The organism is Proteus columbae (assembly GCF_002777965.1).
Lineage (GTDB): Bacteria > Pseudomonadota > Gammaproteobacteria > Enterobacterales > Enterobacteriaceae > Proteus > Proteus columbae.
In genome coordinates this window covers 220,880-237,262 of sequence record NZ_NGVR01000008.1, presented here as the reverse complement: position 1 = coordinate 237,262, position 16,383 = coordinate 220,880, and the positions used below count along the sequence as shown (strand labels likewise).

Below are 16,383 nucleotides of genomic sequence, written 5' to 3'. Positions count from 1 at the left end.
TCGTCTTAACGAGGCTTCTATTACCGTAAAAATAGTTAATAGACTCTTTTATATCAGCCTATTTCCTTTTTCATCGACAACATTTTGCCCATCTTCTTTTGAAAAGACGCCTTTCTGTGCTTTTGGAAGAATATCTAAAACGACTTCTGAAGGACGGCATAACCGAGTTCCTAATGGTGTGACAACAATAGGTCTATTGATTAATATTGGATATTTCAGCATATAATCAATAAGTTGCTCATCAGTCGTATTAATATGATCAAGTTCTAATTTATTATAGGGTTCAACATTCTTTCGTAATAGTGCTCTAGCCGAAATTCCCATATCAGTGATAAGTTTATCTAAAATAGGTTTAGAAGGTGGCGCATCAAGATAAAGGATAATTTCAGGCTCTATTCCACTATTTCGGATCATTTCAAGCGTATTGCGAGAAGTACCACAATTGGGATTATGATAAATTGTAATATTACTCATAATGTCACCATCAATTTATGAAAGTAAGTCTAAGTACTAAAGCAATTAATGTTACTGTCAGCACTGGAATGGTCATAATAATGCCCGTTTTAAAATAATAGCCCCATGTAATGGTCATATTTTTTTGTGACAATACATGTAGCCACAATAAGGTTGCTAAACTTCCTATTGGTGTAATTTTTGGACCAAGATCCGCACCAATGACATTGGCATAAATCATCGCTTCTTTGATTAAACCCGTTGCATTACTGCCTTCAATAGATAAAGCACCTACAAGAACAGTTGGCATATTATTCATAATTGAAGATAAAAATGCGGTAATAAACCCAGTTCCTAATGTCGCTTCCCATATTCCTTTTTCTGCCAATGTGTTGAGTATTTCTGACAGATATTGAGTCAAGCCTGCATTACGTAGTCCATAAACAACAAGGTACATGCCAAGAGAGAAAATCACGATTTGCCAAGGTGCTCCTCGTAAAACTTTTCGAGTATTAATCGTTTTTCCTTGTACCGCGACAAACCACAAAATTACGGCACCAACAGCTGCAATGACACTAATTGGAATACCCAACGGTTCCAGTATAAAAAAACCAAGCAATAACAGAAACAATACCAACCAACCTGCTTTAAATGTTTTTATATCTTTAATCACTGTCGCAGGCATCGCTAATTTAGAGGTGTCATATAGCTGAGGAATATCTTTGCGGAAAAACCAATGCAACATAATTAATGTCGCGATAATAGCGGCAATATCAACAGGAACCATCACTGAGGCATATTCCGTAAATCCGATATTAAAGAAATCAGCAGAGACGATATTGACTAAATTGGAAACAATTAAAGGTAAGCTTGCGGTATCTGCAATAAATCCTGCCGCCATAACAAAAGCCAATGTTGTGCCTTTACTAAACCCAAGAGCGAGCAACATTGCAATCACAATGGGGGTTAAAATAAGTGCAGCACCATCGTTGGCAAATAGTGCAGCAACGGATGCACCCAGCAGGATAATATAGCTAAATAAAAGACGACCTTTACCACCGCCCCATTTTGCAACATGAAGTGCAGCCCATTCAAAAAAGCCACTTTCATCAAGAATAAGGCTAATGATAATAACTGCGACAAATGTAGCAGTTGCATTCCATACAATATTCCAAACTACTGGAATATCTTGGAGATTAATAACACCTAGTAATAGCGCGATTAATGCACCAATTGTTGCACTCCAACCGATCCCTAATCCTTTAGGCTGCCAAATAACAAAAGTGATTGTCAGAACAAATATTAATACTGCAATAAACATAAAAACCTCTTTCAGAAGACTCATCTTCTAATTTTTATATCTGTTTTTTCGTATATGTTAAATTAAAAAATTTTATTCAGAACAGCAACTAACTGTCCCTTTCTTTTCAATAGTTCGAAGCAAATCTGCTATTTTATTTTTCTCTGTCGCGTAAGTGATTTCAATAATATTTTTCACCCACGGTAATAATGTGGGAGACAAACGATAATGAACCCATTTTCCATGCTTAGAATCAAGCAATAGTCCGCTTTCCCGCAACATAGCTAGGTGGCGAGAAGTCTTCGGCTGGGATAAGTTTAGAGCTGTATAGATGTCACAAACGCACAACTCGCCAGATGCTTTAAGTAGCAACACAATATCTAGCCTTGTTTGATCACTTAATACCTTAAATAATTGCAATGGTTCCATATTTGCTCCTTTCTTGAATAAGTCCTAACGTACACCCAGAATACATATCTGTCAAACCGTATGTGTTAAAAATGATTATTTTACTTAACCACACGTCATCTTATGAGCATATTCCGTTGACTTATATCAAATGAACCAAAGTTAAGCGAATCGATTCACCTTATTGATGAACTACCTCTCTTGACTTAATAACCAATGGGGTGAGAATGCACTAATACTTTAATTTATCTGAATAATAATCTGATATTGGAAGGTTTATCATGAGCTATCGTATGTTTGATTACTTGGTACCGAATGTTAACTTTTTTGGTCCAGGTGCTATCTCTGTTGTTGGCGAACGTTGCAAATTATTGGGCGGTAAAAAAGCCCTGCTGGTAACGGATAAAGGTCTACGAGCGATAAAAGATGGTGCCGTAGATAAAACTATCAGTTATCTAAAAGAAGCGGGTATTGATGTTGCCGTATTTGATGGTACTGAACCTAACCCCAAAGACACTAATGTGCTTGAAGGTCTTGCAATGTTCCGCAAAGAGCAATGCGACATGATAATTACAGTGGGAGGCGGTAGCCCACACGACTGTGGTAAAGGTATCGGTATCGCAGCCACTCATGAAGGTGATCTTTACGATTATGCAGGTATTGAAACACTAAAAAATCCACTTCCACCTATTATTGCAGTGAATACCACTGCCGGTACAGCAAGTGAAGTCACTCGCCACTGTGTTCTGACTAATACAAAAACTAAAGTTAAATTTGTTATTGTGAGCTGGCGTAACCTCCCTTCTGTTTCTATTAATGATCCACTGTTAATGACTGGCAAACCCGCTGGACTCACCGCCGCAACAGGTATGGATGCATTAACTCACGCAGTTGAAGCTTATATCTCTAAAGATGCGAATCCAGTCACTGATGCTTCAGCTATTCAAGCCATTCGTTTAATTTCTCGTAACTTACGTCAAGCTGTCGCTTTGGGAACAAATCTGAAAGCCCGTGAAAATATGGCTTATGCTTCACTTTTAGCTGGAATGGCATTTAATAATGCTAACCTTGGTTACGTGCATGCAATGGCTCACCAATTAGGTGGTTTATATGATATGCCGCATGGCGTCGCTAATGCGGTGCTGTTACCACACGTACTGCGTTATAACCTGATTGCTAACCCAGAAAAATTTGCAGATATTGCTGAATTTATGGGTGAAAACGTCACTGGATTATCCGTGATGGATGCTGCGGAACGTGCTATTGCAGCTATCGCTCGCCTCTCTGCGGATATTGGTATTCCGCAACATTTAGGCGAATTGGGTGTGAAAGAATCTGATTTCCCATATATGGCAGAAATGGCACTTAAAGACGGTAATGCATTCTCTAATCCTCGTAAAGGTAATGAAAAAGAGATCATTGAAATTTTCCGTCAAGCATTCTAATTCTTTAAAAGAAGCACAAAAAAGCATTAACTCACTACAATGTGGATTAGTGCTTTTTTAATGTCCTTAATTAGAAAAACAGTAATATGAACAACAAGCTCTTCTCCTTTAGGGATATATTTTCCAATCTAAGGAACAAAACCTATCTCTTCACACTTTTCTAATTCATTAATAGTTAATAATAACTTAGCTTTATTCTGATTTTAATTAGCTTTATAGATTTCAACATACTTTCCATTGATCTTGGTATTCTAATGGTACTAATTCTTTGTTATAAACTTTCTCGTAATAAATAATCCGTCCATCAAATCTCAGTTGAGGTACTGTCGCAACACCTACATCAAAAATAGCATGACACCAATCTTCTTTGATTAAACCACGTCGCCATAAGCGGTAATATCGATTTACTTGTGATTTTAGTTCATTATCTTTTAAAATAACCGATAGTGGTGCAAATAATTGTTGTGAAAGATGATATTTCTTCATCAGCCAGCGTTTATTTCTTTTAATTAATTTTCTTTTCATCGTTATTAGCTCTATATCTATTGCCACTTATTGCTATAATTTAAAAACTTATCTTTATAAAAAATATCATAACTCATGTTGTACTTTATCTAACAAGGAAAATAAATAGTGAAAAATAATATGATGTCTTTTACTTCAGCGTTATGTTGGCTAAGCTTTTGGTTTGGTGCTGTTCTTGTTGGTGGTTCATGGCTATATGCAAAATTACAAGAAAAAGTATTTTTAACAGGATTAGATAAAGGACTTTTAGAGTTAACATCACCAGATAGCACTGTGGCGTTGATGCTATCAATTGGTGTTATGATGATTGCACTAGGTTTGATTTATGTTCCTTTATATTACTCAGCCATGTTTATTGGTAATACGGTGGCTATTTTAAGTAGAAAGCCAATTAGAATTTAATTCTCGCCTATTAAAGTATTTTAATATTTTATTGAATTATCTTTCGACTTAAAATAAACAGAGCCTAAATAATCTTGTTTAAGCTCTGTTTATCTATGGTTATTAAAGTGCTTTAGATGGGCAACATAATTGTTTTAGTCCTCTAAAAAACCATAATAATGAATGCCAAATCAGTAGTAAGATAATTAAATTAGCAAAGATAAATAGTGCTGTTGAGAGTAACTGCATAAAATGGCTATTAGATGTCATACTCATATTTAATGAGGCTTTTGCTAACGCAGATACACCGAAAGAGAAACTCCAAAAAGGTAATGAAAAAGGCTGCTTAACAAACCAAGGAATTAATCTCACCATAAATAGAAGTTGTAAAAGACCATAGCCTAATAACATTTTAGCGAAGAAATCAATATGATTATCATTGATAGCTAAATAAGCGCTACAAGCAACTAAAGCGGGTGCTAATTGAATACCAAATGATAGTCGTGATTTTTCATCCATTAGCCCTTCACTGCGTATTCTTTTTAAAATGGCGGGTTCTAAACTTAACCAAGAAAATACACCGGCACCAAAAAATAAAACTCCCAGATCATTAAAACCCAATGCACCACATGCCATAGTACAAATAAAATTATTCGCAACTGTGGGTAAATATAAGACGGGTGTCGTCGCCATTTTAGGATATTCGCCCTTCCATTGATAACCAATTAACCAACTGGAATACCCTAGCTGAGCAATTGCGCCAATACTAAACAATACCAGAGAAAATAAGGGGAAATATGGGCTTAGCCCTATCGATACTAAGACTGTTGTCGCAGGAAATAAACTCGTAAATCCACTGGCAACCGGATGTTTAATTTCATCAAGAATAGCATGTCGATGAAATAACCATTTACCGATTAAAAATAGTGTGAGTGTTAACCATACCAAGCAACCTACACCAATAAATATTTCACCGATATAAGATGGATAGTTGTGCTCTTTTGCTGCATAGCGCCATGCCATTCCTGTACCAATCATCCCTAATACAACACCAAAATAGCCCGATGCAAATTGCGAAGAGAGTTTTTTTAGTTTATTTATCAATATCATATTGTTACATTAACTCATATAAATGACATAATTACATTGATGCTTTTCTTTTCAACATCAAATAATAATATAGATAATAAAATTTATTTTGATTAAATGCATTTAAAATGTATGTTATGAGTATTCACTCATTTTAAGAGTTTTCTCCCCGTCGTTCCCGAATATTCCGATCCTAGTATAAATACGATAGGTTTATTTTTATATTGTCCTTTATATCGGAGTTTATAAAAATGAATATCACGTTAAAAAAGATTGGAACACTGTGTGTCGCTTCTGTTCTGCTTTTTTCACTTGCGGGTTGTTCTAGCATGACAAAACGCGACCGTAATACAGCAATTGGAGCCGGTGCAGGTGCTATCGGTGGCGCTATTTTAACTGATGGTAGTGCATTGGGTACTATTGGTGGCGGTGTCTTAGGTGGCGTTATTGGTCATCAAGTCGGTAAAAAATAACCGTTCGTTTCCTATTCTGCTAGACTGAGTTTATATTTTTTGGCTCAGTCTAGTAACATGCTACATTAAGATAATCTGTATTTATTTTGGTGTGACATAAACAAATCGTTTATCTATCAATCGAAAAAAACCAACGAAATAACCTCCTCTTTTTCTGTCAGTTAAAAACAAAAATACAGGTTACTATTAAAGATAAAAATCTTTCATATAAGAAAAGGATCTTGTTTTTAGTTCGATTTTTCACAAAGCCGTTTTTTAAACTTGACTCTTTCTAGCGATAGCCTTTTACTTTCAATTATTATAACTATCGAGGGTAATTAAATGATTATTTTTATCACGGGTGCTTCTGCTGGCTTTGGTGAAGCCATTGCTCGTCATTTTATCAGCCATGGACACAAGGTTATTGGTACTGCTCGTCGTTTGGATAAACTGAATAACTTGCATAAAGAGCTAGGTGAACAATTTTATCCATTACAGTTAGATGTTACAGATAAAAAAACAGTCAGTGAGATTTACACACAATTACCTGAAAAGTGGCGTGAAATTGATGTGTTAGTCAATAATGCAGGATTAGCCCTAGGTTTAAATACCGCCGATAAAGCCAACCTTGATGACTGGGATACGATGATCGAGACAAATAATAAAGGTCTGGTTCATGTCACCCGCGCTATTCTTCCTTTTATGGTTGAAAGAAACAAAGGTCATATTATTAATATCAGCTCAACAGCGGCTTCTTGGCCTTATATGGGCGGTAACGTTTATGGCGCGACTAAAGCGTTTGTTAAGCAATTTAGTTTAGGATTACGAGCTGATCTCCAAGGTAAAAAAGTCCGTGTGACCGATATTGAACCAGGACTTGTTGGTGGTACAGAGTTTTCATTAGTTCGTTTTAAAGGTGATAGTGATAAAGTTGAGCAAACTTATGCTAATGCAAATGCGTTAACACCTGAAGATGTGGCAGAAGCGGTATATTGGACAGCAACATTACCTGCTCATGTGAATATCAATACCCTAGAAATGATGCCAGTGAGTCAGTCATTTGCAGGGTTAAGTGTTCATCGTCAAAATTAAACGCACTGAAAACGCATTTTTTATTAAGGTATCAGCTATAATTATTAAGATATAATAGTCATTGAGAGCAATAGCTACATAACTTTAGAGGATAGCAACCATGATAAACACACTAACTAAGAAACAAGTCATCAGAACCATGGTGTTCTCCTTATTTCTTGGTTTATCAGTGTCTTCTTTTTCTTCTGTTGCCGCTTCAACTAATGTAACCATTAATGGCGATGGCTATGACAATGTCTTAGATAAAGAACAAGCTCGACAAATGAAAGAAGATTGGGATCAAAAGCGCGAGCTTCGTACCCAAGTCAATCAGCGGGAAAAAATCGAATTTAATAAAGTAGATAAAGCCATTGATGAGCGAGATGCTTGTCTGAAAAGCGCGAATATCTATGCATATTGGGAGCCTGAAACTCGTCGTTGTTTAGACAGTAATACTGGTCGCCCTGTTAACCCGTAAGAAAATAGTGTAAAACAGTGATGTTTTACTCCATAAAACAAGGAGAGAATGATATGAAAAAATATGTATTTGCAGTAATGGCCACACTGGTTGCCTTTGCACCTTTAGCCGCGAATGCGGGTTGTGATGAAGTTGTTGAGTCTATTCAACAAAAAATCGTTAATAATGGTGTACCAGCCGCTAACTTTACTTTAACTGTCGTTGAAAACGATCAAGTTGCACAAACAGAAGGTAAAGTTGTGGGAACCTGCGAAAATGATAGCAAGAAAATCATCTATACTCGTCATTAATCTATAGTTGATAAAATTTTGTGATTAAAAAAAGGGTGCAATATTAGCGCCCTTTTTCTTTGTCACTGTTTATCAATGTCTACTCTTCTGATTTATCTGATTTGTTCTATCTTATTTAGTCTTAATTTTGTGTGCTATTTTTATCATTAGTTATGCTTAAAACTAAATCAGAAAAAACAAAAACACCCAATGAATTTACTCATCAGGCATTTAAAAGTAACAAGTTTGGTATCGTTTAAAAACAGATAGCAATCCACTTCGTTACTTATTTATATTCTCTCTTAAGCAGGTACAGCGATTTCTAACTGACTTAAATCAAGGTAACAAGAGAGATCACGTTCTTCAGGACGTAACAAATACGGGATTTCACCAATCAGCGGTGCAGGAATATGCTGAGACAGCCGTTCCACAATTTTCGCGTAATAAGGTAATCCTGGATTTATTCTGTTCGCAACCCAACCTACTAATTTCAAACCATCATTGATAATAGATTGCGCTGTTAATATTGAGTGATTGACACAGCCTGGTTGAATACCAACAACCAAAACAACTGGGATTTGTTCTTTCACCACCCAATCAGAATAAAAAGTATTATCATCAAGCAGATAACGCCAACCACCATTACCTTCGATAACAACACACTCTGCTTTTTTACTTAAATTGTCGAGCTCATTTGAAATTTTATTAAAATCGATTTCATTTTCGCTAACATAACAATTATCAAGCAAAATAGGATTAATTTCGTCGTAGCGAACTTCAACTGGCGATGAATTATGAATAATCATAGCGTCACGATTACGTTCACCATCAGCCGTTTCATGTAATTCTGTTGCAATAGGCTTATAACCTACTGCCGTTGACCCGCCACGATTTAATGACTGAAGAAGTGCTCGGGTTACAACAGTTTTACCCACGTTGGTATCTGTCCCCGTAACAAAAAAGCGTGTTAACATATAATTTACTTCCGTTATGACAGATAAATCAGGTTCATAAAAAATGACAGAGATTAGAGTTTAGGGTAACACTGTTTCTGGTGGCTTGAGGTAGCTCAATTTTTTAGTTAATTGCCCAAAAATAGAGAATTCGTTAATGATCAATTGATGCATTTACGCATACAAAACAGTTTTGTTACGTTTTATTTGGCTTAATTTAGCCTTGCATCAATTCAATTAACAAAGAACCGTTGTACAGAGCTTCTTTTACTAAAGACGCAGCTGGCAATGTTCCTTTGTTTCTTAACTCTGTTTCTTCAATAATGAGTGACTTTGCATAACGGGGCATAACGTGATCTTGAATATGGTTCAATATCAAAGGAAAAAGCACTGATTTAGCGCGACACAGTGGTGAACCAATTAATATTTTTTGCGGATTAAAGATATTAATCATAACAGCCAAAATAAAACCTAATCGCTGAGCGACTAAATTTACAATTTCAAGTGCGGGTTTATCGCCAACTAATATCGCATCACACAATGTTTCAACGGTTATAGGATATTTGTTTAGCAACGAAGTGGGATCTTCTTGAGCTAATAATTGGGCTTTCTTAATTAATTGAGGAATAGCAATTTCTGTTTCTAAACACCCTTTTGCCCCGCAATAACAGCTATTTTGAGAATCGATAACTTTAGTATGTCCAATTTCGACGGCGCTATGGCTGTTAGAATGTAATGTTTTTCCATTGTTTATCACGCCAGCACCAACAATATCGTCGATAACAATTTGCAGAACATCTGAATTATTTTTTGCCGCACCATATAAAGATTCAGCCATTGTCCATGCAGTTACACTATGTTGTAAAAATACAGAAACACCTGTTTTTTCATGGATTTTATCGGCAAGTGGAATATCTTTAATATCATAATAAGGCGAGCTATAAATAACGCCACTAATGGGATCAACAATGGCGTTCATTGTAATACTAATTGCCGTCAATCTTTCAACATGAGATTGATAACGCTCGAAGAATTTATCAATTGCAACTAAAAAGTGATTAAGAAAATCATCGCTATATTCTTTGGGGAAATCGAATGTATCTTCAGTAACCAGTTTGCTATCTAATTCTCTTAAACTAAAAAGTAAACTGCCTTTATTGACGCGAATACAGAGAAATTGCCAGCCTTGGCTTTCTAATTTTAATCCGACAGCAGGCCTGCCTCGAAATCCCACATCTGGGAATTCCGTTTCATGAATAAGATGCGCTTCAACTAATTCTCGTGTGATCTTAGTAATACTTGCTGGCGCAAGCTCTGCCTTTTTCGACAATGAAATACGAGAAATGGGACCATGTTCATCAATCAAGCGAAAGACTGTGCCAAGATTAAATTGTTTTACGTGATCGATGTGACTAGGTTGGTTCCCCATTGAATGCATCCTTAATTAAAGAGCCATAATTAATTCGAGGCTCCAAATAATTCATTACCGATTATGTCGCCAATTTGTGATAATTGTACAATACTTACATAAAAAGCGTGATCAAAAACACAGATAAATCAAGATTTTTGGTGATCTAAGATGTTTTTCAGCAGTAATTGCGTTAATCGATTCGCCGCCGCAGGAATAGTACGTTTATTATGTGAAACTAACCAAACTTCAGAGAACGCTTGAGAGTTTGCAAAGTGTAGATAGTGCACTCCATCGACTTTCATTCGCGTAAACGATTTTGTCACAATAGAAATGCCAAGCCCTGCTGCAACTAACCCTAAAATAGTCATGGCTTCACCCGCTTCTTGTGCAATAGTTGGCGTAATTCCTGACAAACTAAGCAGTTGAATAATCTCATCATAAAGTGCCGTACCGACATCTCTTTCAAAGAAAACAAAGGGATATTGCCCAATATCTTGAATATTGACTCCCGTTTCTTTGTAAGCAAGCAGCGGATGTCCTTCATAAACCGCTAAAATAAAAGGCTCACGAAACAATAGCTGGTGGTGCAAATTTTCAGGTAATGTCGTGTTTCGCATAATGCCCAGATCTATACGCCCCGTCAGTAACGGCGATATCTGTTGTTTTGTATTCATCTGATGCATATGAATACCGACTTCTGGATAGTTTTCTCTAAACTGTCGCAAGCTCAGGGTGACTAAATGCATAAAAGGTGTTGTTGAGGTAAAACCAATTGAAATTTCACCTAATTCACCTTTTTCCATTCTAGCTGCGCGCGTTGCAGCTGCGTTGACCTGCGCCATAATTTGATACGACTCTTTTAAAAACATTTGTCCTGCGGGTGTTAACGAAACAGAACGGTTCGTTCTTTCTAAAAGCCTAGCGCCTATTTCGCTTTCAAGCGCTTGTATTTGTTGGCTTAAAGGAGGTTGAGAAATATTCAATCTTTCTGCTGCTTTACCAAAATGAAGCTCTTCTGCAACGGCAATAAAGTAACGTAAATGCCTAAGTTCAATATTCATATTTCTCTCACTTCACCATTGATACTTTAAAAGTCTTATTTCTAATGATTAATATATTAGACAAAAAAATCAAATATTTCTAACATTGACATAAATCAAATTTAAGTAATGGAAGTTTAATCAATATGGATACTCACGAAATAGACAGTAAAAGTATGAGCTTAGGCACTGATATTTCAGACAATACATCAAGTATAGAAAAGCCTGCTCAACGCCAATCTAACCCTAAACACTATATTCAACGTGATGATGCACTGTATATAAAAGTGACAGTGTCATTTTTTATGGTCGGTTTAGCGACATTCGCCTTACTCTATTTTGTGCAACCCATATTGCCAGTGTTATCTAACGAGTTTTCCGTCAGTCCTGCAACCAGTAGTTTAGCGCTCTCGCTTTCAACCGCTCTAATGGCATGTGGATTATTAATTACAGGCCCACTTTCAGACGCCTTTGGTCGTAAAAATGTCATGGTTATCGCACTGTTTTGCGCTGCATTTTTTACATTGTTAAGTGCGACCATGAATAGTTGGACAGGTATTTTAATTACGCGAGCTTTAGTTGGACTTTCATTAAGTGGCGTTGCCGCAGTAGCAATGACGTATTTAAGTGAAGAAATTCACCCTGCTTATCTCGCATTATCAATGGGTTTATATATTAGTGGAAACTCTATTGGTGGAATGAGCGGACGCGTTATTACAGGGGTATTAAGTGATTATTACTCTTGGCGTTTATCCGTTGTTATTCTAGGTATTTTTGCCCTTTTTGCGGCAATTACTTTCTGGAAGATATTACCTGCTTCACAACACTTTAGACCAACAGCATTAAAACCTCGTAATCTTCTTATAACGACTAAATTGCATTTTAGAGATAAAGGACTGCCTTTGTTATTTATTGAAGGTGGTTTATTAATGGGAGGTTTTGTTACTTTATTTAACTATATTGGCTATCGTTTATTAGATACACCTTATTCATTAAGTCAAACTACTGTGGGTCTGATTTCTATCGTCTATTTAAGTGGCACTTATAGCGCATCTAAAGCGGGCTTATTAACCACTAAATACGGTTTAGGTAAAGTATTTATTGCTGGAATTTCAATGATGTTAATTGGCATATTGATTACCTTAATTGAATCACTGCCCGTTATTTTTATTGGAATGCTTATCTTAACAACAGGTTTCTTTGCTGCACATGCAGTCGCAAGTAGTTGGGTTGGTCGTCGCGCTAAACGAGGAAGAGCTCAAGCCTCTTCACTTTATCTATTTACTTACTATGCGGGTTCTAGCCTTGCGGGTACAGTGGGTGGATTATTCTGGGTGAGTTTCGGCTGGCTTGGTGTAGGGTTATTTATTGCCCTTTTAATGTTAACAGCCTTATTAATAGCATTACACTTAAACAAAGTTGCCCAATAGATTTATTAATAATAAACAAAGTGCAAAAGCAGATTAACGCAGTTTAATGTTGTCGATTTTGCACTCCCTTCTTAAGGTATAGACTTATTCTTTAAAAAGGAATTGCGATTATGCCTATTATGAAACTATCTATTACCCTGCTATTTCTCTTTTTTACATCTCTTACGAGTGCGTTTACAGAACAGTGCCCTCCGACAAAACCAGATTGTGATGTTATTTATGATTCGTTAATACAGTTGAATGAAAAACAGACTACCTTTGATTTAAAAACCATCAAATAATCCCTTTTTAGGAAAAATATCATCAAAATATGCCCTTTTCACGGTATACTGTATAAATAAACAGTATACCGTGTTTTTGGAATTTCTCACTGCTAAGCGATGTACTTTTCACTGAAGTTAATGTATTGTTTTAAACAAAGCTATTTTGTATGTTGTAACTAAATAAGGATATTAAGATGAATCGATATGATTTAATTGAGCAATTCAATCTCTGTTTTCAGCAATTAGAAACTGAAATTAAAACACTAACTGATGTGTTGAAAAATCTAACCTTATTACCATCAGCAGTATTTGAATTGCCTGATGTGAGCAAAGAAGAGGAACATGATGAGGTTGTTCGCGTTACAGTGTCACCTTGTTATAATGAGGAAGCCAGAGATCTCACTTTAAAGCTAATGACGAATCTTTTTATTTATGACAATGCCCCACACATCAGTAGTAAACGCGCCATTCGTTTACCCGGTGTACTTTGCTTTAGTGCAGATAACCAAACATTTAAGTCTGTAAAAAAACAAGTTGAGCAAATTAATTTACTAAAAAAACAGCTTTCCGATATTGTCACTAAAGAGTCTGGTATATCGAAAGAAGAGCGTTTTGATTTCGTCCATAACCAACTAAAAGGCTTAATTACGCTCAATGCTTATCGTACCCTCACCCTATTGTCTGATCCTGATACGGTGCGTTTTGGTTGGGCGAATAAGAATATTATTAAGAATTTAACGCGTAACGATGTTTTGGCTCAATTAGAGAAAAGTCGTGAAGCCAATCGCGCGGTTCCCCCTTATACCAGTGAACAATGGGCTGAACGCCTCGATAAAGAGATCATCACACTTTCACAATTACCTGAAAATGCAAAACTAAAAATAAAGCGTCCAGTCAAAGTACAACCTATTGCACGTATTTGGTATTCAGAACTTCAAAAACAAGTGCAATATGCATGTCCTTTGCCTTTATTAGCTTTCTATATTGATAAAGAGAGCGACTTTAAACCTGTTATTGGCGAACTTCCCGATTATGATGCCGATAACATTCAAATTCGCCATCGCCCTAAAGCTAAAAAACTGCAATTAATTATTCCAAGAATGCATTTGTATCTTGAAAAATAACGAATAAATAATATCTTATTTTTCAATAAGTTTAATAGAGCTTCCTTGAATGATTTGCTGAAGATAATCATTAAGTTGAACAAAGTGATTATCTTCAATATCTAAATGGATTGTTATCACCACGTTGTTTTTTAGTAGAAGGGTAATATTTTTTCGATCAAGGGTAATTTTTTCGAGCGTGTTAATGGCTTCAATATCAGACAAATGAGTCATTAAACCAATTGAATTATCAATATCTTCATCATCTTCATCAAATCTTGAAAGAATAATAAAATGATCAGGAGAAACCGCATCATCCCCTATTCCGATAATGGTGACATCATCTTCGACATAGCAATTAACTTCTGTCGCAGTAAACGTAATTTCTTGATTCATTATTTTTCCTATAAGATCTAAAAATCCCGCCATTATAGCGGGATTTAATATCGGCTAAATAAGTGTATTTAACACTTATTTTTTCATGCTACCAACCATATCTTCTGGACGTACCCAGCTATCGAATTCTTCCGATGTCAGGTAGTTCAGTTTCAGTGCAGATTCTTTTAGCGTTAAGCCTTCTTTATGCGCTTTCTTCGCAATTTCAGCGGCTTTATCGTAACCGATATGAGTATTTAAAGCAGTAACTAGCATTAATGATTCATGCAGTAGTTTATTGATACGTTCACGGTTTGGCTCAATACCAATTGCACAGTGCTCATTGAAACTACGCATACCATCAGCCAGTAAACGGACTGATTGTAAGAAGTTATCAATGATCATTGGGCGATAAACGTTCAGTTCAAAGTTACCTGATGCGCCACCAATATTAATAGCAACGTCATTACCCATGACTTGAGCACACAACATTGTTAATGCTTCACATTGTGTTGGGTTAACTTTACCTGGCATGATTGAACTACCTGGTTCGTTTTCTGGGATAGCGATTTCGCCAATACCACAACGAGGGCCAGAAGCTAACCAACGCACGTCGTTAGCAATCTTCATTAATGATGAAGCTAAACCTTTCAATGCACCGTGTGAATGAACTAATGCATCACAAGTTGCTAATGCTTCGAATTTATTAGGCGCTGTTACAAAAGGCTGGCCAGATAATTCGGCGATACGCTTAGCAACACGAACAGCATATTCTGGATGGGTATTTAATCCCGTACCCACTGCTGTACCACCTAGCGCTAATTCACAAACATGAGGAACTGAATCATCGATATGTTTGATGCTGTGCTCAAGCATAGCAGCCCAACCGGAGATCTCTTGACCTAATGTCAGTGGCGTCGCATCTTGCAGGTGAGTACGACCAATTTTAACGATGTCATGGAAAGCTTCTGCTTTCTCTTTGAATACTTTCAGCAGTGATTTTAATTCTGGCAGTAAATCCTGACGTAATGCAATAACAGCAGCGACATGCATGGCAGTTGGGAACACATCATTTGAACTTTGACTTTTGTTAACATCATCGTTCGGATGGATTTTGCGTTCCATGCCACGGATACCACCAAGTATCTCACTACCACGGTTAGCTAACACTTCATTCATATTCATGTTTGATTGAGTGCCAGAACCGGTCTGCCAGATTGCTAATGGGAATTCAGTTGGGTGTTTACCTGCAAGCACTTCATCTGCAGCTGCGATAATTGCATCAGCACGCTCTTTTGGTAATAAACCTAAATCCATGTTAACACCAGCGGCTGCTTTCTTCGTGATAGCAAGCGCATGGATAAGTGCAACAGGCATTTTTTCAACTGAAATACGGAAGTGTTCAAGAGAACGCTGCGTTTGAGCTCCCCATAACTGGTCAGCTGGTACTTCGATTTGTCCCATTGAGTCTTTTTCAATGCGAGTGGCTGCCATTTCAATCTCCTTAAGTACACAGAATAATTGATTAATTCCGAATCACTTTCTAGTAAATAACTCGGATACCAGTATCATGCCATAAACAGAATAATAAATATGAGAGCTAAAGCGAGCTTATGAAATTTATAACAGAATGAAATCTGTTGATTTTTTGGAAAAGTACGATTAGCAATCTTATTTTCTTGCCAAGGTTATTATTTAAACTTTCATATTTATATCCACACTTATTATGAGCCTTTGTTATTCATCATAAATAGAATCACATCACAATTAAATATTGTCTTAATCTAAAAGTGAGTAAGAAAAAAAGTTTTAATCCTTATTTAAATTATCTTATAAATCATATTCATTTTGCTTTAAACTCATTATGTTAGCGATTAACTAAGTAAGTTCTGATTGCGATTTTATTCCACTAAATCTATATTTACGGTTAATATAGA

General features: G+C 36.3%; 18 protein-coding genes. 8 read left to right on the top strand and 10 right to left on the bottom strand.

The genetic code is table 11. The features are described from left to right. Positions 1 to 48 precede the first annotated feature (48 nt). The 3 genes from arsC to CBE70_RS03445 all read right to left on the bottom strand — a co-directional run bounded on the left by arsC (position 49) and on the right by CBE70_RS03445 (position 2,182). Entirely contained in the window at positions 49 to 474 is a 426-nt protein-coding gene (gene arsC / locus CBE70_RS03455) for a glutaredoxin-dependent arsenate reductase (RefSeq protein ID WP_100158213.1), read from the bottom strand. A 10-nt stretch (positions 475 to 484) separates the two neighbouring features. Next, complete coding sequence (locus tag CBE70_RS03450; protein WP_100158212.1) at positions 485 to 1,774, bottom strand: arsenic transporter; 1,290 nt, start codon at positions 1,772 to 1,774, stop codon at positions 485 to 487. Positions 1,775 to 1,846: 72 nt separating this feature from the next. Then, complete coding sequence (locus CBE70_RS03445; RefSeq protein ID WP_100158211.1) at positions 1,847 to 2,182, bottom strand: metalloregulator ArsR/SmtB family transcription factor; 336 nt, start codon at positions 2,180 to 2,182, stop codon at positions 1,847 to 1,849. Positions 2,183 to 2,442: 260 nt separating this feature from the next. On the opposite strand from CBE70_RS03445, the gene dhaT reads away from it, so the two are divergent. After that, positions 2,443 to 3,606: a 1,3-propanediol dehydrogenase gene (gene dhaT, locus CBE70_RS03440; RefSeq protein WP_100158210.1), complete on the top strand. Its 1,164-nt coding sequence runs from the start codon at positions 2,443 to 2,445 to the stop codon at positions 3,604 to 3,606. A gap of 222 nt (positions 3,607 to 3,828) precedes the next feature. On the opposite strand, the gene CBE70_RS03435 is transcribed toward dhaT, so the two are convergent. Further along, positions 3,829 to 4,131, bottom strand: coding sequence for a hypothetical protein (locus CBE70_RS03435; RefSeq protein WP_100158209.1), 303 nt, complete (start codon positions 4,129 to 4,131; stop codon positions 3,829 to 3,831). Between the two features lie 108 nt (positions 4,132 to 4,239). Between CBE70_RS03435 and CBE70_RS03430 the strand changes: the two genes are divergently transcribed. Then, positions 4,240 to 4,533, top strand: coding sequence for a hypothetical protein (locus tag CBE70_RS03430; protein WP_100158208.1), 294 nt, complete (start codon positions 4,240 to 4,242; stop codon positions 4,531 to 4,533). Between the two features lie 102 nt (positions 4,534 to 4,635). Here CBE70_RS03430 and tehA read toward each other — a convergent pair whose 3' ends face one another. Continuing rightward, the gene (tehA, locus tag CBE70_RS03425; RefSeq protein ID WP_100158207.1) at positions 4,636 to 5,622 is read right to left on the bottom strand and encodes a dicarboxylate transporter/tellurite-resistance protein TehA; all 987 of its coding nucleotides are present in this window, start codon (positions 5,620 to 5,622) and stop codon (positions 4,636 to 4,638) included. Positions 5,623 to 5,852: 230 nt separating this feature from the next. Between tehA and osmB the strand changes: the two genes are divergently transcribed. The 4 genes from osmB (at position 5,853) to CBE70_RS03405 (ending at position 7,892) form a co-directional block, all read left to right on the top strand. Then, positions 5,853 to 6,074, top strand: coding sequence for an osmotically-inducible lipoprotein OsmB (gene osmB, locus CBE70_RS03420; RefSeq protein WP_006536908.1), 222 nt, complete (start codon positions 5,853 to 5,855; stop codon positions 6,072 to 6,074). 321 nt (positions 6,075 to 6,395) lie between these two features. Next, positions 6,396 to 7,145, top strand: coding sequence for a bifunctional NADP-dependent 3-hydroxy acid dehydrogenase/3-hydroxypropionate dehydrogenase YdfG (gene ydfG / locus CBE70_RS03415; RefSeq protein ID WP_100158206.1), 750 nt, complete (start codon positions 6,396 to 6,398; stop codon positions 7,143 to 7,145). Between the two features lie 100 nt (positions 7,146 to 7,245). Then, entirely contained in the window at positions 7,246 to 7,602 is a 357-nt protein-coding gene (locus CBE70_RS03410; protein ID WP_100158205.1) for a DUF1283 family protein, read from the top strand. Between the two features lie 53 nt (positions 7,603 to 7,655). Beyond that, complete coding sequence (locus tag CBE70_RS03405) at positions 7,656 to 7,892, top strand: DUF1161 domain-containing protein (RefSeq protein WP_099075341.1); 237 nt, start codon at positions 7,656 to 7,658, stop codon at positions 7,890 to 7,892. A gap of 281 nt (positions 7,893 to 8,173) precedes the next feature. Here CBE70_RS03405 and bioD read toward each other — a convergent pair whose 3' ends face one another. From bioD to CBE70_RS03390, 3 genes are all read right to left on the bottom strand, one after another. Next, the gene (bioD, locus tag CBE70_RS03400) at positions 8,174 to 8,845 is read right to left on the bottom strand and encodes a dethiobiotin synthase (RefSeq protein WP_072068031.1); all 672 of its coding nucleotides are present in this window, start codon (positions 8,843 to 8,845) and stop codon (positions 8,174 to 8,176) included. A gap of 196 nt (positions 8,846 to 9,041) precedes the next feature. After that, the gene (gene mlc, locus CBE70_RS03395) at positions 9,042 to 10,253 is read right to left on the bottom strand and encodes a sugar metabolism global transcriptional regulator Mlc (protein ID WP_100158204.1); all 1,212 of its coding nucleotides are present in this window, start codon (positions 10,251 to 10,253) and stop codon (positions 9,042 to 9,044) included. 128 nt (positions 10,254 to 10,381) lie between these two features. Beyond that, on the bottom strand, positions 10,382 to 11,296 hold the full coding sequence (locus CBE70_RS03390) for a LysR family transcriptional regulator (RefSeq protein ID WP_100158203.1): 915 nt from the start codon (positions 11,294 to 11,296) through the stop codon (positions 10,382 to 10,384). A 125-nt stretch (positions 11,297 to 11,421) separates the two neighbouring features. On the opposite strand from CBE70_RS03390, the gene CBE70_RS03385 reads away from it, so the two are divergent. Together CBE70_RS03385 and tus are read left to right on the top strand one after the other, a co-directional pair. After that, positions 11,422 to 12,705, top strand: coding sequence for an MFS transporter (locus CBE70_RS03385; RefSeq protein ID WP_100158202.1), 1,284 nt, complete (start codon positions 11,422 to 11,424; stop codon positions 12,703 to 12,705). A 457-nt stretch (positions 12,706 to 13,162) separates the two neighbouring features. Then, the gene (tus, locus tag CBE70_RS03380; RefSeq protein WP_100158201.1) at positions 13,163 to 14,092 is read left to right on the top strand and encodes a DNA replication terminus site-binding protein; all 930 of its coding nucleotides are present in this window, start codon (positions 13,163 to 13,165) and stop codon (positions 14,090 to 14,092) included. Between the two features lie 15 nt (positions 14,093 to 14,107). On the opposite strand, the gene CBE70_RS03375 is transcribed toward tus, so the two are convergent. Beyond that, complete coding sequence (locus tag CBE70_RS03375; protein ID WP_100158200.1) at positions 14,108 to 14,467, bottom strand: hypothetical protein; 360 nt, start codon at positions 14,465 to 14,467, stop codon at positions 14,108 to 14,110. A 75-nt stretch (positions 14,468 to 14,542) separates the two neighbouring features. Continuing rightward, positions 14,543 to 15,940 carry a class II fumarate hydratase gene (fumC, locus tag CBE70_RS03370; protein WP_100158199.1) on the bottom strand — a complete coding sequence of 466 codons (1,398 nt, stop codon included), beginning with the start codon at positions 15,938 to 15,940 and terminating at the stop codon, positions 14,543 to 14,545. Between the last annotated feature and the right edge of the window lie 443 nt (positions 15,941 to 16,383).